The 21763-nt window shown below is 51.5% G+C and carries 20 protein-coding genes; 1 reads left to right on the plus strand and 19 read right to left on the minus strand.

Annotated elements, in window-relative coordinates:
- Window positions 1-113: 113 nt before the first annotated feature.
- The 5 genes from BUB27_RS06575 to BUB27_RS06595 all read right to left on the minus strand — a co-directional run bounded on the left by BUB27_RS06575 (window position 114) and on the right by BUB27_RS06595 (window position 6526).
- Window positions 114-1853, minus strand: a complete 1740-nt coding sequence (locus tag BUB27_RS06575) for a hypothetical protein (RefSeq protein ID WP_143158771.1) — start codon at window positions 1851-1853, stop codon at window positions 114-116.
- The gene (gene creC, locus BUB27_RS06580) at window positions 1850-3283 is read right to left on the minus strand and encodes a two-component system sensor histidine kinase CreC (protein ID WP_159434839.1); all 1434 of its coding nucleotides are present in this window, start codon (window positions 3281-3283) and stop codon (window positions 1850-1852) included. The genes BUB27_RS06575 and creC overlap by 4 nt, the downstream gene beginning before the upstream one ends.
- Window positions 3284-3306: 23 nt before the next feature.
- Window positions 3307-3996 (minus strand): two-component system response regulator CreB, encoded by a 690-nt coding sequence (gene creB / locus BUB27_RS06585; protein WP_143158773.1) that lies wholly within the window; start codon window positions 3994-3996, stop codon window positions 3307-3309.
- A gap of 26 nt (window positions 3997-4022) precedes the next feature.
- Window positions 4023-4997 (minus strand): SGNH/GDSL hydrolase family protein, encoded by a 975-nt coding sequence (locus BUB27_RS06590; protein ID WP_143158774.1) that lies wholly within the window; start codon window positions 4995-4997, stop codon window positions 4023-4025.
- A gap of 101 nt (window positions 4998-5098) precedes the next feature.
- Complete coding sequence (locus BUB27_RS06595; protein WP_143158775.1) at window positions 5099-6526, minus strand: Gfo/Idh/MocA family protein; 1428 nt, start codon at window positions 6524-6526, stop codon at window positions 5099-5101.
- 117 nt (window positions 6527-6643) lie between these two features.
- Here BUB27_RS06595 and hrpA point away from each other — a divergent pair, with 117 nt between their 5' ends.
- On the plus strand, window positions 6644-10354 hold the full coding sequence (hrpA, locus tag BUB27_RS06600) for an ATP-dependent RNA helicase HrpA (protein WP_143158776.1): 3711 nt from the start codon (window positions 6644-6646) through the stop codon (window positions 10352-10354).
- Here hrpA and BUB27_RS06605 read toward each other — a convergent pair.
- From BUB27_RS06605 to BUB27_RS06670, 14 genes are all read right to left on the minus strand, one after another.
- Window positions 10349-10624 carry an acylphosphatase gene (locus tag BUB27_RS06605; RefSeq protein WP_143158777.1) on the minus strand — a complete coding sequence of 92 codons (276 nt, stop codon included), beginning with the start codon at window positions 10622-10624 and terminating at the stop codon, window positions 10349-10351. The two genes, hrpA and BUB27_RS06605, sit on opposite strands and share 6 nt — an antisense overlap.
- 105 nt (window positions 10625-10729) lie before the next feature.
- On the minus strand, window positions 10730-11005 hold the full coding sequence (locus tag BUB27_RS06610) for a DUF2934 domain-containing protein (protein ID WP_143158778.1): 276 nt from the start codon (window positions 11003-11005) through the stop codon (window positions 10730-10732).
- A gap of 247 nt (window positions 11006-11252) precedes the next feature.
- Window positions 11253-11837, minus strand: coding sequence for a ribosome hibernation-promoting factor, HPF/YfiA family (hpf, locus tag BUB27_RS06615; protein WP_143158779.1), 585 nt, complete (start codon window positions 11835-11837; stop codon window positions 11253-11255).
- 51 nt (window positions 11838-11888) lie between these two features.
- Entirely contained in the window at window positions 11889-12689 is an 801-nt protein-coding gene (lptB, locus tag BUB27_RS06620) for an LPS export ABC transporter ATP-binding protein (protein ID WP_143158780.1), read from the minus strand.
- A gap of 14 nt (window positions 12690-12703) precedes the next feature.
- Window positions 12704-14020, minus strand: a complete 1317-nt coding sequence (locus BUB27_RS06625) for a hypothetical protein (RefSeq protein WP_143158781.1) — start codon at window positions 14018-14020, stop codon at window positions 12704-12706.
- 88 nt (window positions 14021-14108) lie between these two features.
- Window positions 14109-14888 carry a 3-deoxy-8-phosphooctulonate synthase gene (kdsA, locus tag BUB27_RS06630; RefSeq protein ID WP_143158782.1) on the minus strand — a complete coding sequence of 260 codons (780 nt, stop codon included), beginning with the start codon at window positions 14886-14888 and terminating at the stop codon, window positions 14109-14111.
- Window positions 14889-14920: 32 nt separating this feature from the next.
- The gene (locus tag BUB27_RS06635; protein ID WP_143158783.1) at window positions 14921-15187 is read right to left on the minus strand and encodes a DUF1844 domain-containing protein; all 267 of its coding nucleotides are present in this window, start codon (window positions 15185-15187) and stop codon (window positions 14921-14923) included.
- A 25-nt stretch (window positions 15188-15212) separates the two neighbouring features.
- A complete protein-coding gene (locus tag BUB27_RS06640; RefSeq protein ID WP_143158784.1) occupies window positions 15213-15527 on the minus strand; it encodes a DUF3817 domain-containing protein in 315 nt (104 codons plus the stop codon).
- Window positions 15528-15533: 6 nt separating this feature from the next.
- On the minus strand, window positions 15534-16028 hold the full coding sequence (locus tag BUB27_RS06645) for a hypothetical protein (RefSeq protein WP_143158785.1): 495 nt from the start codon (window positions 16026-16028) through the stop codon (window positions 15534-15536).
- 12 nt (window positions 16029-16040) lie between these two features.
- A complete protein-coding gene (locus BUB27_RS06650; RefSeq protein WP_143158786.1) occupies window positions 16041-16790 on the minus strand; it encodes an inositol monophosphatase family protein in 750 nt (249 codons plus the stop codon).
- 34 nt (window positions 16791-16824) lie between these two features.
- Window positions 16825-18399 carry a class I tRNA ligase family protein gene (locus BUB27_RS06655; protein ID WP_143158787.1) on the minus strand — a complete coding sequence of 525 codons (1575 nt, stop codon included), beginning with the start codon at window positions 18397-18399 and terminating at the stop codon, window positions 16825-16827.
- A 35-nt stretch (window positions 18400-18434) separates the two neighbouring features.
- The gene (locus BUB27_RS06660) at window positions 18435-18782 is read right to left on the minus strand and encodes a tetratricopeptide repeat protein (protein WP_234991694.1); all 348 of its coding nucleotides are present in this window, start codon (window positions 18780-18782) and stop codon (window positions 18435-18437) included.
- A gap of 98 nt (window positions 18783-18880) precedes the next feature.
- Complete coding sequence (locus BUB27_RS06665; RefSeq protein WP_159434840.1) at window positions 18881-20500, minus strand: SurA N-terminal domain-containing protein; 1620 nt, start codon at window positions 20498-20500, stop codon at window positions 18881-18883.
- A 140-nt stretch (window positions 20501-20640) separates the two neighbouring features.
- Window positions 20641-21648, minus strand: coding sequence for an FAD:protein FMN transferase (locus BUB27_RS06670; protein ID WP_143158789.1), 1008 nt, complete (start codon window positions 21646-21648; stop codon window positions 20641-20643).
- Between the last annotated feature and the right edge of the window lie 115 nt (window positions 21649-21763).

Genomic DNA, 21763 nt, shown 5'->3' on the forward strand with positions numbered 1-21763 from the left:
TTAGTTATTCATGCCAACCAGATTCCGCAAGGGACGATTTCGCCTTAAGGGAAAATATTTCACGACAGGGGTTATTTTACGTTTCGGTCCCTGTCGTGAAATGGAAAGTGTGCTTATCGTTTCTGGGCTTTCAGTGCCTGCACGAGCTCTTCTTCTGTTTCGACTTTGACGGAGCCGTCGAGGCGGCAGACGATGACTTGGCCGTCTTCGTCAGCTTCGGAGAACATCAGGATGTTGCTTGCTTTCGAAGTCATCGTGAATCCAGGTAAGTATTTGACTTTCATTCCTTTCTCAGGGAAATCGATGGTGATCAGATCCTGAAGGTTATCCACGTACCCGTCCTTGGTCAGGTCCTGCAGGCTTTTTGGAAAGTTGCCGTCGTGATCTTCAGCATAAGAGTAGCAGGCCATGCAGAGATTTTTGACCTCCTGAATGGATTGAGTGCGCTTGGAGGCTTTGATGTTGCGCATGATTGGTCCGTAAGACATGGCGGAGAGCCCTGCGGCCATGAAGGTGCTATTCATCACCTTGTTACTGCCTTTGTCCGGCACAGGCGAATTACCAGCTAGAAGCAGGCCGTTTCTATCATGGCGTGCTGCCCAGGCATAGCCGAAGGGGCTGGTGAGGGTTTTATTGAGAACTTCTGGGTCAATCATGCCCTTGAGGAAAGCCATGTCTTCATCTCCCTCGGCGAGAAGTGAGCCGAATTTTGAGAGGGTGAGAAGCTGTTTGCAGGCTGCTCCTGAAATGTAGGCGTGGGCGAAGCCTTGCTGAGGAAGTCTGTTAGTAGCCTTCTGATAGCTCTCGCTGTCTGCGAGCTTGGCTTCACTGGAAAGGCACTTGTCGAGGAAGCCTTGGTCAAAGGCCATCCAGATCTGGTTTTTATCGGTATCGATCACGCACACTGGCTGGCTAGGCCCCCATGGGGTGTCCATTTTTTCAGGAATGACAATCGTGTGGACATTGCCTTTGGAGCTGTACTTGATGACGGAGCCTAACATGTCTTTGTAGAGCGGCCAGAGTGTCTTGGCAGCACCGTCGATGCGTGTGCAGTAGTAGACGGCAGGGTAGTCTTCGCCGTCAGGGCCTTTCCAGGTTTTACTCTCATCCAGATCCACGATGAGTGAGTAGCGCAGATCAAGCTTCTCGAGTGTCTCGCCGATGCGGCTCTGAGTGGCTGGTAGTGGGCCGTCCAGAAAAGCTTCAAGTTGGCTCGCTTGCTCACCAGGAAGCATGGTGGCGATTTCACGAAGTGTCTGAGGGACAAGTTTCAGATTGATGTTACTCTCTACCACGAGATCCGCTCCAGCTGGCGCATAGGATGCAGAGGCCCAAGGCTGAGGCGTATTGCCAATCAGGGAGAGGAGCCCTCGGTCTGAGCCCTTGGTCTCGATAAAAGTTCGGTTGTGGTAGAAGTCTCCAACATGCTTGGAGCTTCTGCCAATGGTTTGAGCCAGGGTAAGGCCTGAGATTTCAAGAATCTTGGTGGCGGAAAGTTTGGAAAGCTCTGGTGATTCTTTCTTGAGGACACCAAGGAAGATCTTGTCGATCAATGTGGAGAATTCGCTTAGGTCTCCTTTGATATTGGTGATGGAAAAGTGGATGCCATCAGTATCCAGCTGTTTTACTGTCTGTTGGAGTGGGGGAGATATTTTTACAGGCTCAGCTTGTTGGGCGAGTACGGAGCATGGCAATGCCAAGGCTAGGATAGGAGTAGCGATTTTCATAACGAACACGTTCAAATATTGGAATACCCCATTGGATAGACCAAGCTGGGCGTCGGCTACAATGATATTCCGAGCCAGAGGAGTGAAGAACTGTAGCTTCAGTAAGGGGAAGCTTCTGAACTTCAATGAGGTAGGGTGATGGTGGCGATGGCTCCGCCAGATGCTGAATTTTCCAATGATGCAGCTCCGTTGTGGAGTTTGGCCACCTCCAGTACAAACGATAAGCCAAGTCCTGTGCCTTTCTGTTTTGTCTCCTCACAGGGCAGGGAATAGAAGTGTTCGAACACTCTCTCTTTGGCAAAGTCTGGAATACCGGGGCCTTGGTCTCTCACCAAGATCTTGGTTTTATTATCTTCCTCTAGCAGAGATATGGTGATGGTACCCCCTTCGGGCGAAAATCGGATGGCGTTTTCTATCAGGTTGGCAACAGCAGTTGCTAGCATGTTGCTGTCACCTGAAATGGTCAGGTTCTCTGGGATGTAGCGCTCAATGGTTAAGGATTTCGCTGAAGTACGAGCTTCGTATTCATCGCATACCTCGGTGGTGATCTCAGAGAGATTGATGGTGGTGGGTTTACTGAGCTCTTGCTGCGCCTCAAGTTGTGATAGCCTGAGTAGTCCATCAATGAGGTTGGTGGATCGATCGGCTTGGCGGCTGATATTTGCGAGAAACTTCTCCCGTTGCTCTCGTGGCATGTCCTCGTTAAGTAACTCGGCTGCCCCTTTAATTGCGGCGAGGGGGCTCTTGAGTTCGTGGGTGAGCATGCGGGTGTAGTTCTCTGTGTATCGCCGCCCCTCTAGAGACTCCCGCATATCACGTAAGGCTTTGCCGAGTGTGTTTACTTCGCGACCCTGGCCAATCTTTGGAAAGGTCGGGCGCTCTCCGCGTGAGATGGCATTGGCATAAGCTGTCAGTTTACCCAGCGGGCGGAACAGCCAGATAAAGACTGCGATAATGAAGACTCCAATGCCTATGCCGATCAGGAATAGAGAAAAAATAATCCAGCGGCGACGGGCCTCAATGAAGTGCAGGACGTCCTTCTGGGCTTTGTAGGCGCTCAGAACACCTATGATTTCTCCCTCTCTATTTTTGATGGGAACGGCGACGTAGAGGATCGAGCTGGCTGCATCATCTTCATCGTTACGGGAGGAGCGCACGGCGTACTTGTCTTGCAGGGCTAGAAAGACGTCATTGAACTCCGAGAGATCTTTGCCAACACGCTCCGGGGTGTGTGAATCGAAGATGACGATGCCTTTCTTGTCTGTAATGTAGGCATGAGTGCCTACATGTTCCTTGTTGTGCTTGAAGATGCTCGCTTTAAATTTGTGAGTGTCAGCTTGCTTGAGAGCTTCGTCGAGATTGCTCATCTCAATCTGGTTCCCATCAAGTTGGCATTCAACTAGAGCCGTGAGTAGGTGGGCGGTGTCCACCATCGCTTCTTCGGTAGCCTGGAAGGTTTGCTTTTCGAGGTCTTCGTTGAGGTAGTTGTAGAGAGAGTAGAAGCCGGATGCCGTGATGAAGGCTACCAGGAAGCAGAGTATGCGCGTAATGCGCATGGTGGAGTTTTTCCAGTCCTTGATCACGGCTGAGATGGGGAGTAAAGATAGCCTAGGCCCCGTCGGGTCTGGATGGCGTTAGAATGCTTCTCTGAGATTTTCTTAAGTTTGGCGCGGATAGATTTGATGTGGGCATCCACTGTTCTATCCATGGCGGCATAAGGGTCGTCCCATGCGCGTTCTAGCAGTTGTTCGCGGGTAAATGTGCGGCCAGGGCTAGAAAGGAAGGTCGCGAGTAGCTTGTATTCGTGGGCTGTTAGGTCAAGAACAGAGCCTTCACAACTAATCGTCATCGCTGAGGCATCGTGGTGGATGCCGCAGGGGGCTAGCACTTCTTCAGAGGAAATGTGGTTGGTAGTTCGGCGCAAGATGGCCCTGATGCGGGCGACAAGAGCCCTCGGGCTGAAGGGCTTGGTGACGTAGTCATCTGCTCCCAGTTCCAGCCCCAGAACGTGATCGATCTCTGAGTTTCTTGCCGTAAGGAAGAGTACGGGAATCTCCGAGTGAGAGCGAAGCTCTTTACAGACATCGAATCCTGAAATGTCAGGAAGGCCTACATCCAGTACGATGAGGTCGAAGTCGTGACTTTTGACCAGCTCCTGCACTTCCATCCCTTTCGTGGTGTGGACGGTCTGAAAGTGCTCGGTTTCTAGAGCGTAAATCAGGTTTTCCGCGATGGGGGTCTCGTCCTCAACTATCAGAATGGAATGCACGCTCTGAGTGGTATGTCGTTTTATAATTACTGTCCAGCTACCTTGTAGAGCTTCTGGATTTGGTGAGTGATTTTCTTGGCTTCTTGCTCGGCTTGCTCAAGAGGCATACCTTTCGGAATTCCCGGGCGTTCATGGCCAGTGTAGGTGAGCCAAGCGTCGCGCTTGATCTTCATGCGCTTGAGGGTGAGTTTGGCAATGGAGGCTGGGAGCCTGTGAAGTGAAAGAACCTCTTGAATGCTTGCTTGCTGAGCAGCCCCGAGGTCTCCGAACCAAGATAAAATCGGCTGAGTCATGAACCAGTGACCCTCGGTGTTTGGGTGAACAGCGTCTTTTTGCACGGTGTACTTGGGGGCGTCTTTTCGCTTCTCCATGATCGATTTTGTCATGGCGGTATTGAGGTCGATCACATTCCAGTCATTCTCAGTCTGAGACATGAGCCAGGCAGAGTATTTGGCAAGGACCTCGGTGTAGTAGGCCTTGTTAGGATTTACCATGGAGTCGTAGTAAGGGGGGGTAATAAAGATAATCTTGGCGCCGCTCTTTTCAGCCTTGGTTTTGAGTTTGAGAATGCCGTCTTTGTATTTTTGAAAGCGCTCTTCATCAAAAGGCTGCTGGATGCCGCAGTTCATACCGTAGCAGGCGAAGATGAGATCGGGTTTGGATTTTTCCAAGACGCTATCTAGGCGGGTGTGAAGGTCTGGACGAGGGAACTTGCCATTTGCGTGACCTTTCTCACTCAGGCCGGATACCGTCTCAGAGGGGAGGCCCAGGTCGATGATGTCAAACTTGCGTTTTGGGTAGTAGGCATGGAGCCAAGTGTCAAAATTAGCCACATACTCACCCTGGTAGGTAATACTGTCTCCGAGGAATACAATGCGTCTAGCTTCCACGAGAAACTGTCTGCGCTTTGAGTAGTCTGGTGTCTCCTCGTTTGTCTGCGCTGTCAGCAGAGGCGCTAGTAGAATGGAGGCGAAAAGGATGAGTTTGGTGAGTGACTTCATGTTTGATTGATTGTGAGTATTTTTTGAGATCTTGGTACAAAAAAACGCAGGCTAGTAGAGATACTAGCCTGCGTAGGAAATCTTACTCTTTATGGCAGAGCTTATTCGATGATTGGAAGTGGCTTGGTGTTCTTCCAGTTGCCACGTGTGAAGTCTGGGAACTCAACGGATGCACCGTTCTGAGCTACAGAAGCCTCACTGAGTGGGCCTACTACGGACCAGAAAATACCTTCGTAGAGGTTCTGGTCGAGTGGCTGACCGAGGCGGAGAGCTTCGATCACACGGAAGTTCATGATGAAGTCCATACCACCGTGACCGCCCATCTTCTTGGCGTCTTCCTTCATGCGTGTGTAGAGTGGGTGGTCCCATGCCTCGTATACGGCCTGAAGTTTTTCGCCCTGAGTCCAAGCGTGGTAGTTGGTGTGCTTCTTGTTTTTGGCAGCCATCGCATTGAAGACTGCTTCAGGAAGGTCACCTTGCTTGTAGTCAAGTGCTACGCCTGTTGGGAAGCCCTTACCACAGCCAAGGGTACCTTGGATGAGGTTGTGGCGAGTGTATGGGCGTGGGGATGTTTCATCCCACTGGACCATGACGGTCTTACCCATGGTGGTCTTGATGATGGAGGTGCTGAGGTCACCGCCCTTGAATTCAAGCTTGTTCCACTTGTGGTCAGCAGGGAAGTGCTTCTTGGCGTAGAGCGCACGGCCACGGGCTGGTGTGGAGAAAGAAGTGATGCGACCAAAGTTGTCGTCACCACGAGCAAGGTTCATGTACTGAGCTACTGGACCGAGACCGTGAGTTGGGTAGAGGTTACCATCACGGTTAGCGTAGTGATAGGTTCTCCAGGAACCGGTGCCGCGCTCAACTTGGTTCATCTGACCACGAAGCTCGTGGATGTATGAAGCTTCACCGTGAAGGAGTTCACCGAAGATGCCTTTGCGGCACATGTTGAGGAAGAGGAGCTCGTCACGACCGTAGTTCACGTTTTCGAGCATCATGCAGTGCTTGCCAGTCTTCTCGGATACGTCAACGATATCCCAAGCTTCCTTGACAGTCACGCAAAGTGGTACTTCCACACAAACGTGAGCACCTGCGTTCATGGCATCGATCGCCATTGGTGCGTGCCATTCCCATGGAGTGATAACGTACACGAGGTCAGGCTTAAGTTCGGCAAGCATCTTTTTGTATGCGTGCTTGTCGCCTGTGTAGAGTTTGACGTTCTTGTGGCGCTCTGCGTCGTGCTCAAGAACTTTCTTCTTAGCGCGCTCTGCGAGATCTTGGTAGAGATCGCAAATACCGACTACCTCAGTGTGCTCGATAGCAGCGAGGTGGTTATAGTGAGTACCACCACGAGCACCGCAGCCGATGATGGCTACGCGGACTTTATCCAGCTTAGGTGCAACAAAGTCACCCATGTACTTGGCGCCGGAAGGGCGAGCGGATTGGGCGGACGCATTTGAAATGGCAGCAATGCCAGCACCGGCGGCAGCCATGGTCTTAAGGAACGATCTTCTATCTTTGGTTTCCATAGTTTGTATTCTGTGAGTTTCAGGGGTGGTAATCCTTGCCCTTTCGATACTATAGACTATGCCTAGAGCTTTCACGCCGCAAAGTTATATTGCGTATTCGTGAAAATTGATGCATTGATGAAAGATACAACGCTAGAAGTTAGCTATCCAGAGCTTCCAGTTAGCCGTCTGAGGGGAGAGATACTATCAGCCTTGGAAGGCCATCAGGTTGTGGTGGTTGTAGGGGATACTGGTTCAGGAAAAACGACCCAGCTTCCTAAAATGGCTTATGAGTTTTCCCGTAAACATAAGTTGAAGGGAAAGGTTGGATGTACCCAGCCACGCAGGTTGGCGGCGGCCAGTGTGTCAAACCGGGTTTCAGAGGAACTCAAGGTAGATCTGGGACGGGATGTTGGTTACCAAGTCAGGTTCCAAGACAAGACTTCACGCGATACACGGATCAAGTTCATGACCGACGGTATTCTTCTGGCAGAGACTCAGGGGGATATAGATCTAAAGCAGTACAGTGTTCTCATCATTGATGAGGCGCATGAGCGCAGCCTCAATATTGATTTCCTGCTAGGGTATCTGAAAAATCTTTTGGCCAGGAGAAAGGATCTGAAGATCTTGATTTCCTCGGCTACACTGGATGCTGGTGGCTTTTCTGAGTTTTTTGATGGAGCTCCTATTGTTCAGGTCGAGGGGCGCACCTTTCCTGTGGAGGTGGAGTACCTGCCACAGAGCCGCGATGAGGATATGGCGCGTCATGTGGCGCGGGCTGTCGATGTGATCAGTCGGACAGACCGTAGCGGTGATATCCTCGTGTTTTTACCGGGTGAGAGGGAGATTCGTGAGTGTGCGGACGTCTTGATTGGACGAAACTGGGCAGGCACGGAGATTTTGCCCTTGTTTGCGCGTCTAGGGCTGAATGATCAGCAAAAGGTTTTCAACCCCCAGGGGGGAGTCAGACGTGTGATTCTGGCGACTAATGTGGCGGAGACTTCTCTCACGATTCCGGGAATCATCTACGTGGTGGATACGGGAGTAGCCCGTGTGAGCCGCTGGAGTCCGGGGCGCCAGGTCCAGAGGTTGCAGATTGAGAAAACTTCTCAGGCCAGTGCCAACCAGAGAAAGGGGAGGTGTGGCCGTATTTGTGAGGGTATCTGCGTGCGCTTGTATGACGAGGAGGACTTTGAAGGGCGCCAGGAATTTTCAGATCCAGAGATCCGCCGTTCATCACTTGCGGGTGTGATTCTTAGGATGAAGGCTCTGGGACTTCCGTCTATCGAGGATTTTCCTTTCCTGGATCCACCGTCTAGTAAGCACATCAGCGAGGGATATAGAACCCTTAGGGAGATCGGCGCTCTTGATGAAGTGGATGAACTTACCAAGGTGGGTGAGCAGCTTTCGAGGTTGCCAGTAGAGCCTAGGCTCGGGCGTATGCTGTTGGAATCGGTGAAGAGGCACTGTTTCTCTGAGATGCTGGTAATCGTGAGTGGTCTGAGTGTCATGGATCCAAAAGAGCGGCCGGCGGACAAACAGAAGGAGGCTGATGAATCCCATAAGAAATGGGATGATGAGAGCTCAGATTTCCTTTCCATTCTCAACCTCTGGCGCGACCTCATGCAGTTTAAAAATGGTCGCAAGTGGCGAGGTAACCAGCTGCGTAAGTTCTGCAGACAGCGCTATGTGAATTTTAAGCGAGTTCAGGAGTGGGATAATCTTTACCATGAGCTGGCGGTGCTATGTCGGCAGACATTTAAGTGGCATGCTTCCCCCTTGGACGAGAGTACTCTTCAGTGGGCGGATGCCGATGCCATTCATAAGTCTCTGTTGGCCGGAATGCCTAAGCAGATCGGTATCTATGACCGTGAGTCCCGGGCTTACAAGGGAGTGGGTGGCAAGGAGTTTGCCATTTTCCCAGGCTCGGGAGTTTTTGGCCAAAAGAAGCCCACCTGGTTGTTAGCCTACGACATGGTGGATACGACTCGTCTCTGGGCTAGACGGGTGGCGAGGCTGGATCCTGCCTGGGTGGAGGAAGTGGCAGGGCATCTTTGTCGTAGCAGATATCATAGTGCTGCTTGGAATAAAAAGCAGGGAGCGGTCTATGCCAAGGAGACCGTCTTGTGTGGTGGGCTGAAGGTGGTGGACGGGCGCAATGTGCATTTTGGAAAAATTGATCCTCAAGCTGCGCGCGAAGTGTTTATTCGTGAGGGGCTTCTCGGTGGGGGGATGAAGCGTAAGCCTGATGTGCTGAAGCAAGTCGATCTCTACCGTGAAGAGGTGCGTGAGCTTGAGCAAAAACTGAGGCGAATCGATGGCATTTGGAGTGAAGAGAGTGTGATTACCTTTCTTGAGGAGAGACTCCCGAGTGATCTCTGTACGGCAAAGGCTTATCACCGGTGGGAAAGTAAACATGCAAGTAAGCTAGAGTGCTCGGTGCAGGATTTCGTCTACGAGGACTTGGAGGCCCTGGGGGCTAAGTACTTCCCTGATACCCTGACTTATGCAGGTGATGAGTATACTCTCTACTATCGTGTCGCCCCTGGTGAGGTGGATGACGGGGTAACGCTTGGTGTTCATGTGGATCAGTTAGGTCTGATGCCTGAGTGGTTACCCGAATGGGGAGTGCCTGGTCAGCTGGAGGAGCGTGCATTTCTCATGCTGAAGTCACTTCCCAAGTCCGAGCGGGTGGCGTGTAATCCTGCCGCTGAGGCTGCGCAGGAGTTTGCAGAGCTCTGGCAAGAACGTGAGCCGCAGAGATCCTTCTATGCAGAGTTTGCCGCCTTTCTTTCCAGGAGATCAGGGATGGCGATAGACGCGAGGATGTTCAAGAAATCTCGTTTACCCGAGGAGATGGTCATGAAGGTGTGGGTCTGTGACGATGAGGGGAACGAGCTTGCGATGGGGACTGAGGTGCTAAAGCTCAAGGATCAGCTTGCCGAGATGATGGTGGAGCGCTTTGAAGAAGAGACTGGGGCTGAGTGGGAAATGCATGGCTTGAAGAGCTGGGGCTGCGGTGACTTGCCGGAGTTCATTGAGACTGCCAGGGGCAGGGCTTATCCGGCCTTGGTGGATGAGGGAGATGGGGTTGGTGTGAAAGTATGCGCTGATGAGCGTGAAGCGGCCCGAAGTCATCTGGCTGGATGTGTGAGGCTCTTCCTCATGAGGCATGCGGATCAGGCAAAATATGTCAGCAAGAACATGCCGCTGAGCATGGAGGCTAAAATGTATATGCCTTTACTAGGAGGTAAAGGTGTCAATCAGGCAGATATTCTGAGAGCGATTGTGGAAGGGGTATTTGTGGTCAAGATACCTCGGAATCAGGCTAGTTTTGAAAAGGTAGCGGATCAAGGAAGGGGGGATCTCTACCACATGGCTGGAGAGCTCTGTGGAAAGCTGGACCAGATGATTGCGAACTATCGTAAGGTTGAGCATTTCTTGGAAGATAATCGCTCTGACCAACATCTCTCTGAGATTGTGGAAGACATGCAGGAAGAGGTTCGTTGGCTTTTGCGCGATGGATTCATGGCGCAGACGGGCTGGTTAGGTGTGCCAGCTTATGATCGATTCTTCGCTGGTATGCTTGACCGCATAGGCAAGCTGAAGTCTCAGTCATTAATGCGAGATCTGGAGAAAATGGATCGGGTGCTCAAGTACTGGTTGCCGTGGCATGATCAATGGAAAGAGAGAGGGGATGAGCCAGCGATCATCGAACTAGGGATGGCGATCGAGCAATACAGGCTCTCTCTCTACGCCCCACAGTTGGCCGGTCAGCAGAAGGTGAGTGAGAAGATACTTACTTCTATGTTAGAGGCCCAAGGAATCAGACCCGAGGCTCTCTCATGAGGCAATGGAGAAGCCTTTGACGCTCTCAAGTTCCGGGATGTCCTCAATGGTATGCTTCTTGATGTGGTGGGCTACGGAGGATTCATCGACCAGCTCGTCGATAAACTCCAAAACCTCGTCATCTTCGCCTTGAATGATTAATTCCACAGTGCCTTCCGGAAGATTTTTTACCGTGCCGATGACATCGAAGCCCAGGGCTAGCTGTTTAGTGGCGTATCGGAAACCGACTCCTTGGACTCTGCCTTCGAAAATGACCTTTTTGGATAGCATGCTGCCAACATAAGCTTGCTAGGCGGGGTAATCCAAAACAAAAAAAGCCTGCATGCCCTGAGGCATGCAGACTGAATAGGTTAGGTAAAAGAAAAAGAGGTTGGCTTATGCGCCGAGACTTCTTTCGGCAGCGATCCAGTCTGACTTATCGTTTCCTGGGATGCCATTGCTGAGGCGTTCCAAGTAGATGTAGTACGCTGCTTCTTGAATAGCTTCACTGCTTGGTGCCAGAGCCTTGCTGGAAGTGCTTGTTTTCTTTGCAGCCTTCTTGGCGGTTGTCTTCTTAGCGGCTGCTTTTTTAGCTGTCTTGGTAGCAGCTTTCTTGGCTACTTTTTTCGAAGCTGTTTTTTTGGCGGTTTTCTTTGCTGCTTTTTTGGCCATTTTTCTAGGTGGTTTTCGTGACTAGATGAAGGAGCTTAGGAGTTTGCCTAGTTTCAGCAAACGACTATCTCCCACATGCTTACGTAGCACAAAAAATGCCAACAACAGAAATAGTCAACGCGGCCTTCGGGGAGGAATTGTCACATCCATGAAAAATTCAGAACTTACTGATGTTTCCTGGACAGAGAAAAGCCGCATTGGACTCCAATGCGGCTTTGGTCTTTTGGGAGATATTCTGGTCTAACGCTTAAGGTTCGATCACAGCATAGTCACCATCGCTACGTCTGTAGACGATCTGAAGTACGCCACGTCTCTCGTTCGTGTAGACGAGGAACGGACGGTCAGAGAGCTCAAGCTCCATGATGGCATCTTCCTTGGTGAGAGTCTTGAGTTTGACACTCTCGCGATGGATGATCATTGGCTCTGGATCTTCCTGAGATTCTTCAGGGAAGGTATCCAGAATGTTCATGCCGAAGATCTTCTCATCTAGATGCTTGATGGTTTGCTCTGGTTTTGGATGCTTTTTCTTGAGGAGGCGGGTCTTGTGCTTACGCATGCGGCGAGCAATCTTAGAGATTGTCTCATCGATGGCGGCGTACATGTCCGGTCCTTCTGTAGAAGCATCGATCGTGATGTGGTTCGCGCAGAAGAGGATGATTTCCGCGATGTGCCTGTTTTTCTGCACATCAAGAACGGCTCGAGCCTCAATTATTCGCGGGTAGTCTAGATGCAGACTGCCGATTTTTTTCGTCACGAAGTCACGGATAGAATCTGTGATGGTTTCGTTACGAACGACGATAGTTACCTTTGGGTCAGCATTTGCTGTTTGCATCTTTGTTTTTCCTTTCGTTTTGGGTTTGGGTTAGAAAAGTCCGATAGAGTGTTAGAGTGTGAAATCCTCGCCCAGATAATGCTTTTTCGCAAGGGGATCATTTGCGATTTCTTCAGCAGTACCTTCTAGGATGACTTTACCATCATCCATGACATAGGCGTGGTCCACGATTTTAAGGGTTTCACGTACGTGGTGGTCAGTGATAAGGATGGAGAGGCCGTCCTGGTCACGCAATTCACGTACAATGCGGTGGATGGCTTCGACGGCTTTTGGATCGACTCCAGCGAAGGGCTCATCCAGCATCAAAAGCTTGGGGTTTGAGCAAAGGCAGCGGGCGATGGTGAGACGTCTTTTCTCACCGCCAGAAAGTGTTAGCGCCTGGGACTTGCGCAGCTTGGTAATACGGAATCTCTCCATGAGTTGCTCCGTTTTTTCTATACGCTCTTTCTTGTTGAGATCTTTCCGAGTTTCGAGCACTGCGAGCAGGTTTTCCTGCACGGTAAGTTTGCGGAAAATGGATTCCTCCTGAGGCAGGTAGCCCATGCCTAATTTGGCGCGCTTGTGCATAGGCAGGGAGGTGATGTCCTTACCGTCGAAGGTCACGACTCCAGAGTTAGGGGGAACCAGTCCAGCGATCATGTAGAAGCTGGTTGTCTTGCCGGCTCCGTTTGGACCCAGCAGTCCAACGATTTCGCCTTGGCCGACGGTCATGCTTACGCCATCTACCACTGGACGGCCGCTGTAGACCTTCCTGAGGCCTTGGGCACCAAGAAGGAATTGGATGTCCTTGTGGCGTGATGGGGTGTCTTGACCCGCTTTAGTTGACTGTTCTTTAGAGAGTGTGTTCGGCATTGGTTTGGGAGTGCCTATGGTTTCTCTGGATTGTTCTGTAAATCTTTGACGTTGGCTTTCAGTTCATGGCTGCCGTGGAAACGGATGCTCATGTTTGGATAGATGATGATGTAGCCGTCTTTGTCTGTGACTTTACCCATGTTACTGCCTTGAGTGATAGTGGGTGATCCGCCTTTCAGGATGATCGTACCATCGCCCTTGTACACTGCTGTAGCTGCTTTGGCTGTGACTGGCTTGCCGTCAGAGTCCTTGCCTTTCACCACGACATTGCCTGTAGCGATTGCCTGCTCCACACCGTCAAATGAAGAGCCGGGGTTGAGGTCCAATGGGCCAGACTTGTCTTCAGTTTTGGGATCCTTGTTTGTTGGTTTATCGCCAGTTTGTTTGTCGGCTGGAGCTTTCTTCAGGATGATTTTTAGCTCGTCAGAACAGGTGAGTGTGTACTGAGGGTGGGTAACCACGATGTCCTTGGAGTAGACGATGTGGCCAGCCTCGGCGTCGAAGTACATGCCATTGTCTGACTTGACTGTGACGAACTCAGTCTCCTCTTTGGGCTGGATGTCTGCGGGCTTCTCAGTGTTTTGGACCAAGAGTGCCTTTTCGCCGACTTCCTGCTGGAATTCAGCCATTGCGGAATCAACCGTTCTAGATGATTCCTGAGAGCTGCTGATGATGGAATTGGCTTTCTCATCGGCTTGTTGGATGTGTTCAGTCGCTGGGCGCGCCAGGACATCGATTTGTTCAAGCTGATTTGCCGTAAGTGGAGCTGGGAAGGTAGAGGCTGCCAGGGCGACACTGGCGGCAGCCATTTTAGAAGTTTTGGTGGTTTTAGGTGAGCTCTGCTCCTTAGTGGATGAAGTCATTTGTTTAGCCTTGTTAATGTATAACAATGTCTGGGTATTTCCTAGTAAAAAACCTTTGCGTTTTTCCCAGTTCAACACAACGCCTTGACAGGCAGCATCTAGGTTTTCTCCAGAGAGGGTCAAATTGTCTCCAGATTGAATAATGCCAGTCTGCTGATCATAGGTGACAGACTTCAGGAGGGTATTGGCCCGTATGGAGCCATCATCATCAAAGATGGTAATGTCCACGTTGGAGCCAGCTACGGCGTGATCGGAGAGTACTTTGAGTTGCTCGGCGTGAAGGAGGGAAGCCGGCTTGTAGTCAGCCGTGTAGCGGGGCACGCGCACGTTACTCAAGATACTGCCTTGAGGTAGTATCTTGAGCGCGGGAAGTGCATCTGTGGTTTCTTCTTCTTTCTCAACATCCTCTTCAGCGTAGCAGGGCAGCAGAAGGTACAGGGATGCAGGAATGATGAGAAACTTACGCATTTTGAATCTATGGGGTACTGTACCAAGTGTTGGTACTGATGCTAGTTGTTTCTAGCACGATGGACTACATTTTTTGCACAGCCAAATCTTAGCAATGTGCGGCTTCGTGGACGGCAATGAGACGCTTGAGAACTTCCTCGATATCCGAGAGTGGAATCTGGTTTGGTCCGTCGGAAAGTGCCTCAGCCGGGTTGGAGTGAGTTTCCATGAAGACCCCGTTGACGCCTGTCGCCACTGCTGCCTTTGCGAGCACTGGTGCAAGCACACCATCGCCACCTGTAGCGCCGCCGAGGCCGCCTGGGCGTTGTACGGAGTGAGTGGCATCAAAGATCACACGCAGGCCTTCTTCTCTCATCCAGTAGAGGGAGCGCATGTCTGCCACGAGGTTGTTGTAGCCGAAGGTGGTACCGCGTTCGGTGATGTAGAAATCTTCGCAGCCGAAGGAGCGGAGTTTGTTGCCGATATTGACGGTGTCCCAAGGAGCGAGGAACTGGCCTTTCTTCACGTTTACCGAACGGCCAGTCTTAGCGCAGGCTTCGATGAGGTCTGTTTGACGGCAGAGGAAAGCAGGAACCTGAAGGAGGTCGATGTTTTCAGCGGCAATTTCAGCTTCAGCCGGGTTGTGAATGTCTGTGGTGACAGGAACTCCAAGTTCTTTGGAGATCTCTCCGAGAATGCGGGTACCTTCTTTGACGCCTGGGCCGCGGAATGCGTCGCCAGATGTGCGGTTCGCCTTGTCGTAGGAGGCTTTGAAGTACCACTTGATGTCGAGACGGTCTGCGATTTCCTTGATGGAGCGAGCCATGTCCCAGGCGAACTGTTCGTTTTCGAGTCCGCAAGGGCCAAGGATGAAGAATGGTTGTTCCATAGTACTAATATTCGGTATTGGTGAAAGTCAGGTTAGCCAAGGTTTTCGGCTGTGGCGTAGAGTGAACGGATGTTGACCAGCGCCTTGTCTAGTAACTGGTTTTCCTGCTCGGTAAGATTTCCTTGGGTCTTTTCGTGAAGCATTTCCAAGGAATCAAGAACCGTCTTGGCGGCTTTGAGGTTCACGGAGCGCTCACCCGTAGCAGGGTTAGGTAGCTGGCCAAGGAAGAGGCCAGCATTCTGAGCTTGGAGGAAAATGAAGTCGGTGAAGCGTTGGTCAGCTTGTGGAGTATCGGACATAGGATGATAAATCGCACTATGGAGATTATTCCGGGCGTGGACAAGCGCGGTGATCCTCTTTTTTCAGCCATCCTTCGATAAAGAATGGAACGATGGGGACGAGGGAAGTGAGGAAGATCAGGAAGGCTGTTTTGATGGTCCAGCCCGCTTTTTCCATGGCTTGGTAAAGGGCCATACAATAGACGCAAAAAAGAACCCCGTGGATCATGCCTGGGACGCGGATGGCGGAATCATCACCCATCATTCGCTTCAGATAGATGGAGCAAAAGAGTAGGTAAATGAAGGAGAGAGCCTCGAGAATACTGATGATGCGGAGTCTGCCGATAGGTGAATTCAACATGGTGTCTTAGATGTGTGTAAGTTGCTTGTCTGGGAATTGGGCAGAATGTGCAGCCATTTGGTCATATGGCAAGAAGATGATGACAGAACCAGGCGTGTGACCTGGGGCAAAGTGGTACTCGTAACGGTTTATCTTCACCGTGCTGTTTTCTTCCTTGGTCTCCGGGCTAATCTGGAAGGTGGCCAGTAGGAATCCCTCATGATTGCGGATCTCATAGAAATAGTGAGAACCCGCAGTGAGTTTACGAGTTGCCAGCTCTTTGGGGACATGGACGGTTTTTACCAGTGCGAGGTCAAAATCCTGATAGCGAGCCACCATGTTGCCATTGAGGGTGTACTCACGGCCATACTTGGCTGGGACGACAGTCGCGTGCTCATCGACCTCATGGTAGAGGGTTTGTATCTTGGAGGGGTCTACTGAAGTGATTCTCCATGAGCAGCTGGCCAGACTCAGAGTGAGACTGGCTAAAGCTAGGCAGGGCCATGTGCTGAGTTCCCTCATGCAGGATCTTGATCAGAGTATCTCGTCGATAGGTATTTTGCCATTGCTGGCCACGATGGACCAGACATCGGACTCGCCTTCCTTAGGACTGAGTTGTGTAGTGCCGCCCGCAGCTTCCAGCAGGAGCTGGCCTGCTGCGATGTCCCAGAGGGAGATGCGGGATTCCACATAGGCGTCGAGACGACCACAGGCGATGTAGGCCATGCCGAGAGCGGCAGAACCCATCATGCGCATTTTGCGGGCTCTGAGAGAAGCACGCTTGAAGCGCTCAAGGCCTGTCTCCAATGCTTCCTCGGTTTTGCCACAGCCGACAAAGAGGATGGACTCCTCAAGCTTGGTGCGAGGAGAAATTGAGATCTCCCGACCATTGAGATACGGTTTGCCGCCTTTTTCCACAGTCCACAGCTCGTCCATGGATGGATCATAGATCACTCCCAGGATGAGATCTTCCTTGTGACGTAGTGCGATGGAGACACAGTAGTGAGGGATTCCGTAGTAGAAATTGACGGTGCCGTCGATGGGGTCGACAATCCACTGGTAGTCAGAGTCCTGATTACCGGCAAGACCTTCCTCGCCATAGATCGCGTGATCCGGGAAAGAGTCGAGCAGGATGCGGGTGATCAGATCCTGTGACTCTTTGTCGAGGGCGATCTTGAGGTCGTGATGGAGAGCTTCGTCCACCTCGATGGTGGTCTCGAAGTTTTCTCTGAGCAGGGCACCTGCTTGGCGGGCTGCTTGTTCGGCGGCTTCCAGGAAATTCATGTGTCTCGTTTTGTGTAGTTCGAAGGGTGAGTGATTAGGCACTAGGCTCAGGTTCTTCCAGAGTGATGCGCGGGAAGACAGGCTTTGGCTTGGCGACCGTGTGACCAACAGGGATGAGTCCCCAAGCGAGGTCCTCAAGACTGATGCTGTTCAGGTGGTCCGCCTGCAGCTGGGCAATAATGCGCTCGCTAGCATGTGGAATGACTGGACGGAGAAGCACGGCGGCAATAGCCACGACTTCTACCATGTGGTTCAGCACGGCAGTGACTTGCTCGAGATTCGCTTCGTCCTTGGCGAGTTCCCATGGCTTTTGCTTCTCGGCATAGACATTGGCAAGCGTGATGAACTTGATGGTGTGCTCTAGGGCCTCAGAAATACAGAAGCGGTCCATGGCTTCCTTGTAGTCTGCGATGGTCTTGGAAGATGCTTCACGGAGTTCTTTGGATAGATCGTCGTCGTAGCTGCTTTCCTTACATTCGCCGCCGAGGTAGCGCTTGGTCATATTGAGGCCGCGGTTGCAGAGGTTGCCCAGGTTGTTCGCGAGCTCGGTGTTGAAAAGCATGACGAGACGGTCAGGATCAAAATCACTGTCACGGCCAGTATGGATGTCACGTGCGAGGTAATAGCGTACGGCGTCTACACCGACTCTCTCAGTGAGTTCAACTGGGTCGACCACGTTTCCGAGTGACTTGGACATTTTGCCACCTTTGATGTTCCACCAACCGTGGACCAGGAGGCGAGGCATTTCTTCATCAGCAAAGCCCATGGCCTTGAGCATGCATGGCCAGTAGATGGAGTGGGAGGGGACAAGGATGTCCTTACCAATGATGTGGATCTGTGCTGGCCAGAGATCCTTGAAGTCTGGTAGCTCAGAGCCTTCAGGCTTATTATAGCCAGCGAATGAAATGTAGTTGATGAGAGCGTCGAACCATACGTAGGTCACGAAGTTGGTATCGAACGGGAACTCGATGCCCCACTGCAGGCGCTCTTTCGGGCGGGAGATGCAGAGGTCTGTATCGACCGCGCGCTCGACGGCATTCAGCACGTCAGCCTTGCGGAAGGCTGGAATGACAAAGTCTTCGCTGTTGGAAACGAACTCACGCAGCCAGTCCACGTAATCGGAGAGGCGGAAGTAGTAGTTCTCTTCCTCCAGCTCTACGACTTCGCCCCATTCCTCGCCAAACTCACCGTCTTCATTACGCTCCTTGTCAGTGAGGAATTGCTCCTGGCGGATCGAGTAGTGGCCTTTGTAGGCTTTCTTGTAGATCTTGCCTTCATCGAAGAGTTTCTGCAGGATTTCTTGAACGCACTTCTTGTGAGCTTCGGCAGTGGTTTCTGCAAAGTCATCATATTCTACCTGAAGGGCTTCCCAGGCTTTTACGAATTTCTTGGTCGTGCGGCGGACGTAGGTGGCAGGGTGTACCCCTTCGGCTTCGGCAGTCTGCTGCACTTTTTGACCGTGCTGATCCACACCTGTGAGGAAAAATGCCTCGTCTCCTCTGAGGCGGCGGTAGCGGGTAATGATGTCTGCCAATACCTTCTCGTAGGCGTGCCCGATGTGCGGGGAGCCATTCGTGTAATCAATCGCGGTGGTGATGTAGTATTTCATGGTAGCAATGTAGCGTGCTGCTAGTAGCTGGTAGATTATTGAGATTTGTCGACTTTGCCACCGAGTCCGAGGATGGTGGCGTTCTGTTTAGCGTGCTCAGCTTCGGCGATCTGGCCATCCTGCACATACATCTGGGAGAGTGCAGTCCAGGCGAGTTGATCGTTAGGTTTCAGGATGGTGGCTTGAAGCCCACAGCCGATAGCTTCCTTGAGCTGGTTGGTCTTCATGAGTGCCATGCCAAGAGCCTGCCAGCCGTCAAAATAATTCGGGTCTAGCTCGACACATTTACGGTAGCCCACAATGGCTTCCTCGAGTTCTCCGATGGCAAGGCTGCCGTTGGCGTCGTCAAAGATATCTTGGATTTCTTGGCTGATTTCACTCATAACCTGTATTCAGAAGAAAGCCCGCTGTTGGGCGGGCTGAGAAAGTTAACGGATTGTAGCAAGTCTTCGGCTGGCTTACCAGCGCATCTTGTGTCTACTTATTCCGTCTTAGGGAGCTTCATGTCTGCGTTGCGGCGAAGATTGCCGAACCAGGACTGGAAGGTCATGTACTTGAGCTGATTAGCACTGTTACTCAGTGTTTCAGCCTCAAGAGCGGCAGCATTAGGCGCAGCCTCAATGGTGCGATCCTTGACGAAGACGACTGTGGAGGAATTTTCTGTAGAAGAGAGCTCTTCAGCGACCTCACCAGGAGTGGTGACCATGGCTACTCGGAAGAGGTCCTGAGCTGACTTGGCTTGTGCTGGCTGGTCTTGGGCACCGAATGGACCTACAGGAACCACAGTGTAACCTTTTTCCTTGGCAGCTTCCTCGAATGTCTTACCAGATTTAACCAATTCGCTAAGAGTCTTGTGGGCAGACTCGGCCTCCTTCTTCATGGCTTCAGCGGCACGCTCAGCAATGAGGTCTTTGGTGGCTTCTTCTTTGGCTGCTTCGAAGGTTTTTGGTTCTGGCTTCTTCTCGTCGTCTAGGCGGACGGCAATGTAGCCATCTGGTGTGAGCTGGAAGCTTTCAATTCTGTAGGCAAGATCGTCACCAAACTTATGCTCGAAGAGGGCGCTAGGCAGAGCCCCAAGGCGAGCTGCATTCAGGTTTTTGAGCTCCGCAGGAGCATTCTTGAGTGTGAAAAACTCTGTGGTTACCACTTCAAAGCCGCTGGTCTTGGCTGGCTCTTCGAACTCCTTGTAATCAGTGTCTTCGGAGAACTCGATGAAGGTGGCGTACTTTTTCTTCATCTCATCGACTTGGAGGGCTCGAGCCTCGTTGTATGTGTCTACAGCCATCTGATGATCCAGTCTCATCTTGCTGGCTACCGCAGGCTCAGTGCCTGGGGCGATAGGAGGCATGACTGGCTTGCCTGCTTGTGAAGCTTGCGCGAGGACGTAGGAAACTTTCAGCTCACGGTCAGTGAGGTACTTCTGCTTGCGGTCGTTCCAGTATTTTTTGACCTCTTCTTCAGTAGGCTTGATGGCTTCTTTGAATTTGTCGGCTTCAAAGACGACGGTAAGGAGATCTACTTTTTGCTTCTGAGCTTCGTCGAGCTTGAGAGTCATTTCTCGAGGAGCTACGAGACCGCCGCCGATGAGGTCGCGGGTCTTTACAAAGACAAGGTACTCTGCGACGAGTGCTTTGAAGTCTTTTTCGTCGAAGCCCTGGTTACCAATGTTCTCGATGTATTGAGCGTAGGCAGCAGCGTCGTATTCGCCGTCACGGTTTCTGAAGATAGTTTCCTGGATGAATTTCTCAGCTGCTTCAGTGGATGGGTAGATACCCAGATCTGCGGCGGCCTTCTTAACGAGCAGGCGGTTTGCCACGAAGTTGACGAGAGCCTTGTCGGAGACTCTGTTGGTGGCGAGCTCGTAGTAGCTGATACCCAGGGACAGAGGATACTCCATCATGCTGGATCCTGAAGATTGCAGAATTCTGAGGGCACCAGGGCCTTGCTTTTTGAAATCTTTCTGGGCGATGGACTCGCCATTGACAGAGATGAATTCATCACTGAAGCCTCTACCACCGCCGCCGCCTGGCTGCATGGTGAGCACGAGGCCTGCTGCTAGCAGGATCAGAGTCACGGCCATGAGGCCGGTGTATTTACGCATGTTTTCGATCATGATCTTAGCGATGTAGTGTGATAAAGAATGGATGCGGGGATTTTGCCGCGATGTTGATGCGCGGTTTTAGAGTGGGAAGCAAGCTGCATCAAGCGTTATTCGCGCAGATATTTGGCAGTCTAAAGAAATTAGTCCAGAAGAGCTGCAAATTCTTCTGTGTAATGCTCCACTATGCAGGAGTCATCCAGAGAGCAAAAGTAGGCCATAAGTTTGTATTGCTCGGCCATTTTGAGTCCATCCTCCAAGCCCAAAACGAACAAGGCGGTAGCCCAAGCATCCGCTTCCATACAGTTGGGGGCGAGTACGGACACGCTGACTATTTCGTCAGTAATGGTCTGACTGGTGTGTGGATCCACGAGGTGGGTGTACAGCTTGCCATCAAGCGTGCGCTGTTTGATGGAAACTCCAGAAGTCGCCAGTGAGAGTCCACAGAGCGCTGCTGTGATTTCGGCTGGTGAGTTCTCGGATTTGGTCTGTTCCAGGCTCACCCACCACGGTTTGCCATCAGCTTTGCAACCTTCACCTCGGAACTCCCCGCCAATTTCAACCAGGCAGCTATGGACTCCCAGGGCTTTGAGCGCTCTAACGGCGTGGTCCACCGCATAGCCCTTGGCGATGGAAGATAGGTCCAGAGTGACGCCACCAGCCTGAAAAATCTGGTGCTCTCTCTCTCCATACTTCAGTTGCTTCCACCCAGTCAGGTTCCTTGCGGTGCTGACTTCTTGTGCTGATGGAGGATGGGGGAGAGGTGTCTGAGGACCAAAGCCATACATATTGACCAGCTTGCCCACAGTGGGATCGAAGGCGCCATGGGTGAGCTGCGAGATTTCGATGGCTTGCCTCAGAACCTCATAAAATTCATTAGAAAGATGGTGCCAAGTGCCAGCGGGTGAGGAGTTGAAGCGTGAAAGCTCCGAGCTGCTATCCCAGTGATTCATTTGATCGATGATCTCCTGGAATGCTTTCGTAATAGCGTGCTGGCATTCTTGCTCAGAAATTTCTCGTGGGATAAGGACATGGGCATTCCAATAAGTTCCCATGGTTTCTCCAGAGAAGGTACTCACGGGAAGTCCTGATCCCGCCGTTTGTAGGGCAGAAGGAAGAATGTCGTGTGGTATGAGAACTCTGCGCTCCATGTAAATTGTCGATCTAAAGTTCAGGCCTGCTGATCTCTAACCTTCTATGTAGGCGATTAATGCTGTGCTTAACGTGGTAAGTTACCAAAGGTTATGTAAGAGTTACCACTTAAGG

The organism is Rubritalea squalenifaciens DSM 18772, assembly GCF_900141815.1.
Classification (GTDB): domain Bacteria; phylum Verrucomicrobiota; class Verrucomicrobiia; order Verrucomicrobiales; family Akkermansiaceae; genus Rubritalea; species Rubritalea squalenifaciens.

What these genes read in the sequence shown, in the direction of transcription:
- creC (WP_159434839.1), bottom strand. Translation starts at nt 3,283, where the DNA reads ATGCGCATTACGCGCATACTCTGCTTCCTGGTAGCCTTCATCACGGCA.
- BUB27_RS06590 (WP_143158774.1), bottom strand. Translation starts at nt 4,997, where the DNA reads ATGAAGTCACTCACCAAACTCATCCTTTTCGCCTCCATTCTACTAGCG.
- BUB27_RS06595 (WP_143158775.1), bottom strand. Translation starts at nt 6,526, where the DNA reads ATGGAAACCAAAGATAGAAGATCGTTCCTTAAGACCATGGCTGCCGCC.
- hrpA (WP_143158776.1), top strand. Translation starts at nt 6,644, where the DNA reads ATGAAAGATACAACGCTAGAAGTTAGCTATCCAGAGCTTCCAGTTAGC.
- BUB27_RS06605 (WP_143158777.1), bottom strand. Translation starts at nt 10,624, where the DNA reads ATGCTATCCAAAAAGGTCATTTTCGAAGGCAGAGTCCAAGGAGTCGGT.
- BUB27_RS06610 (WP_143158778.1), bottom strand. Translation starts at nt 11,005, where the DNA reads ATGGCCAAAAAAGCAGCAAAGAAAACCGCCAAAAAAACAGCTTCGAAA.
- hpf (WP_143158779.1), bottom strand. Translation starts at nt 11,837, where the DNA reads ATGCAAACAGCAAATGCTGACCCAAAGGTAACTATCGTCGTTCGTAAC.
- lptB (WP_143158780.1), bottom strand. Translation starts at nt 12,689, where the DNA reads ATGCCGAACACACTCTCTAAAGAACAGTCAACTAAAGCGGGTCAAGAC.
- BUB27_RS06625 (WP_143158781.1), bottom strand. Translation starts at nt 14,020, where the DNA reads ATGCGTAAGTTTCTCATCATTCCTGCATCCCTGTACCTTCTGCTGCCC.
- kdsA (WP_143158782.1), bottom strand. Translation starts at nt 14,888, where the DNA reads ATGGAACAACCATTCTTCATCCTTGGCCCTTGCGGACTCGAAAACGAA.
- BUB27_RS06635 (WP_143158783.1), bottom strand. Translation starts at nt 15,187, where the DNA reads ATGTCCGATACTCCACAAGCTGACCAACGCTTCACCGACTTCATTTTC.
- BUB27_RS06640 (WP_143158784.1), bottom strand. Translation starts at nt 15,527, where the DNA reads ATGTTGAATTCACCTATCGGCAGACTCCGCATCATCAGTATTCTCGAG.
- BUB27_RS06645 (WP_143158785.1), bottom strand. Translation starts at nt 16,028, where the DNA reads ATGAGGGAACTCAGCACATGGCCCTGCCTAGCTTTAGCCAGTCTCACT.
- BUB27_RS06650 (WP_143158786.1), bottom strand. Translation starts at nt 16,790, where the DNA reads ATGAATTTCCTGGAAGCCGCCGAACAAGCAGCCCGCCAAGCAGGTGCC.
- BUB27_RS06655 (WP_143158787.1), bottom strand. Translation starts at nt 18,399, where the DNA reads ATGAAATACTACATCACCACCGCGATTGATTACACGAATGGCTCCCCG.
- BUB27_RS06660 (WP_234991694.1), bottom strand. Translation starts at nt 18,782, where the DNA reads ATGAGTGAAATCAGCCAAGAAATCCAAGATATCTTTGACGACGCCAAC.
- BUB27_RS06665 (WP_159434840.1), bottom strand. Translation starts at nt 20,500, where the DNA reads ATGCGTAAATACACCGGCCTCATGGCCGTGACTCTGATCCTGCTAGCA.
- BUB27_RS06670 (WP_143158789.1), bottom strand. Translation starts at nt 21,648, where the DNA reads ATGGAGCGCAGAGTTCTCATACCACACGACATTCTTCCTTCTGCCCTA.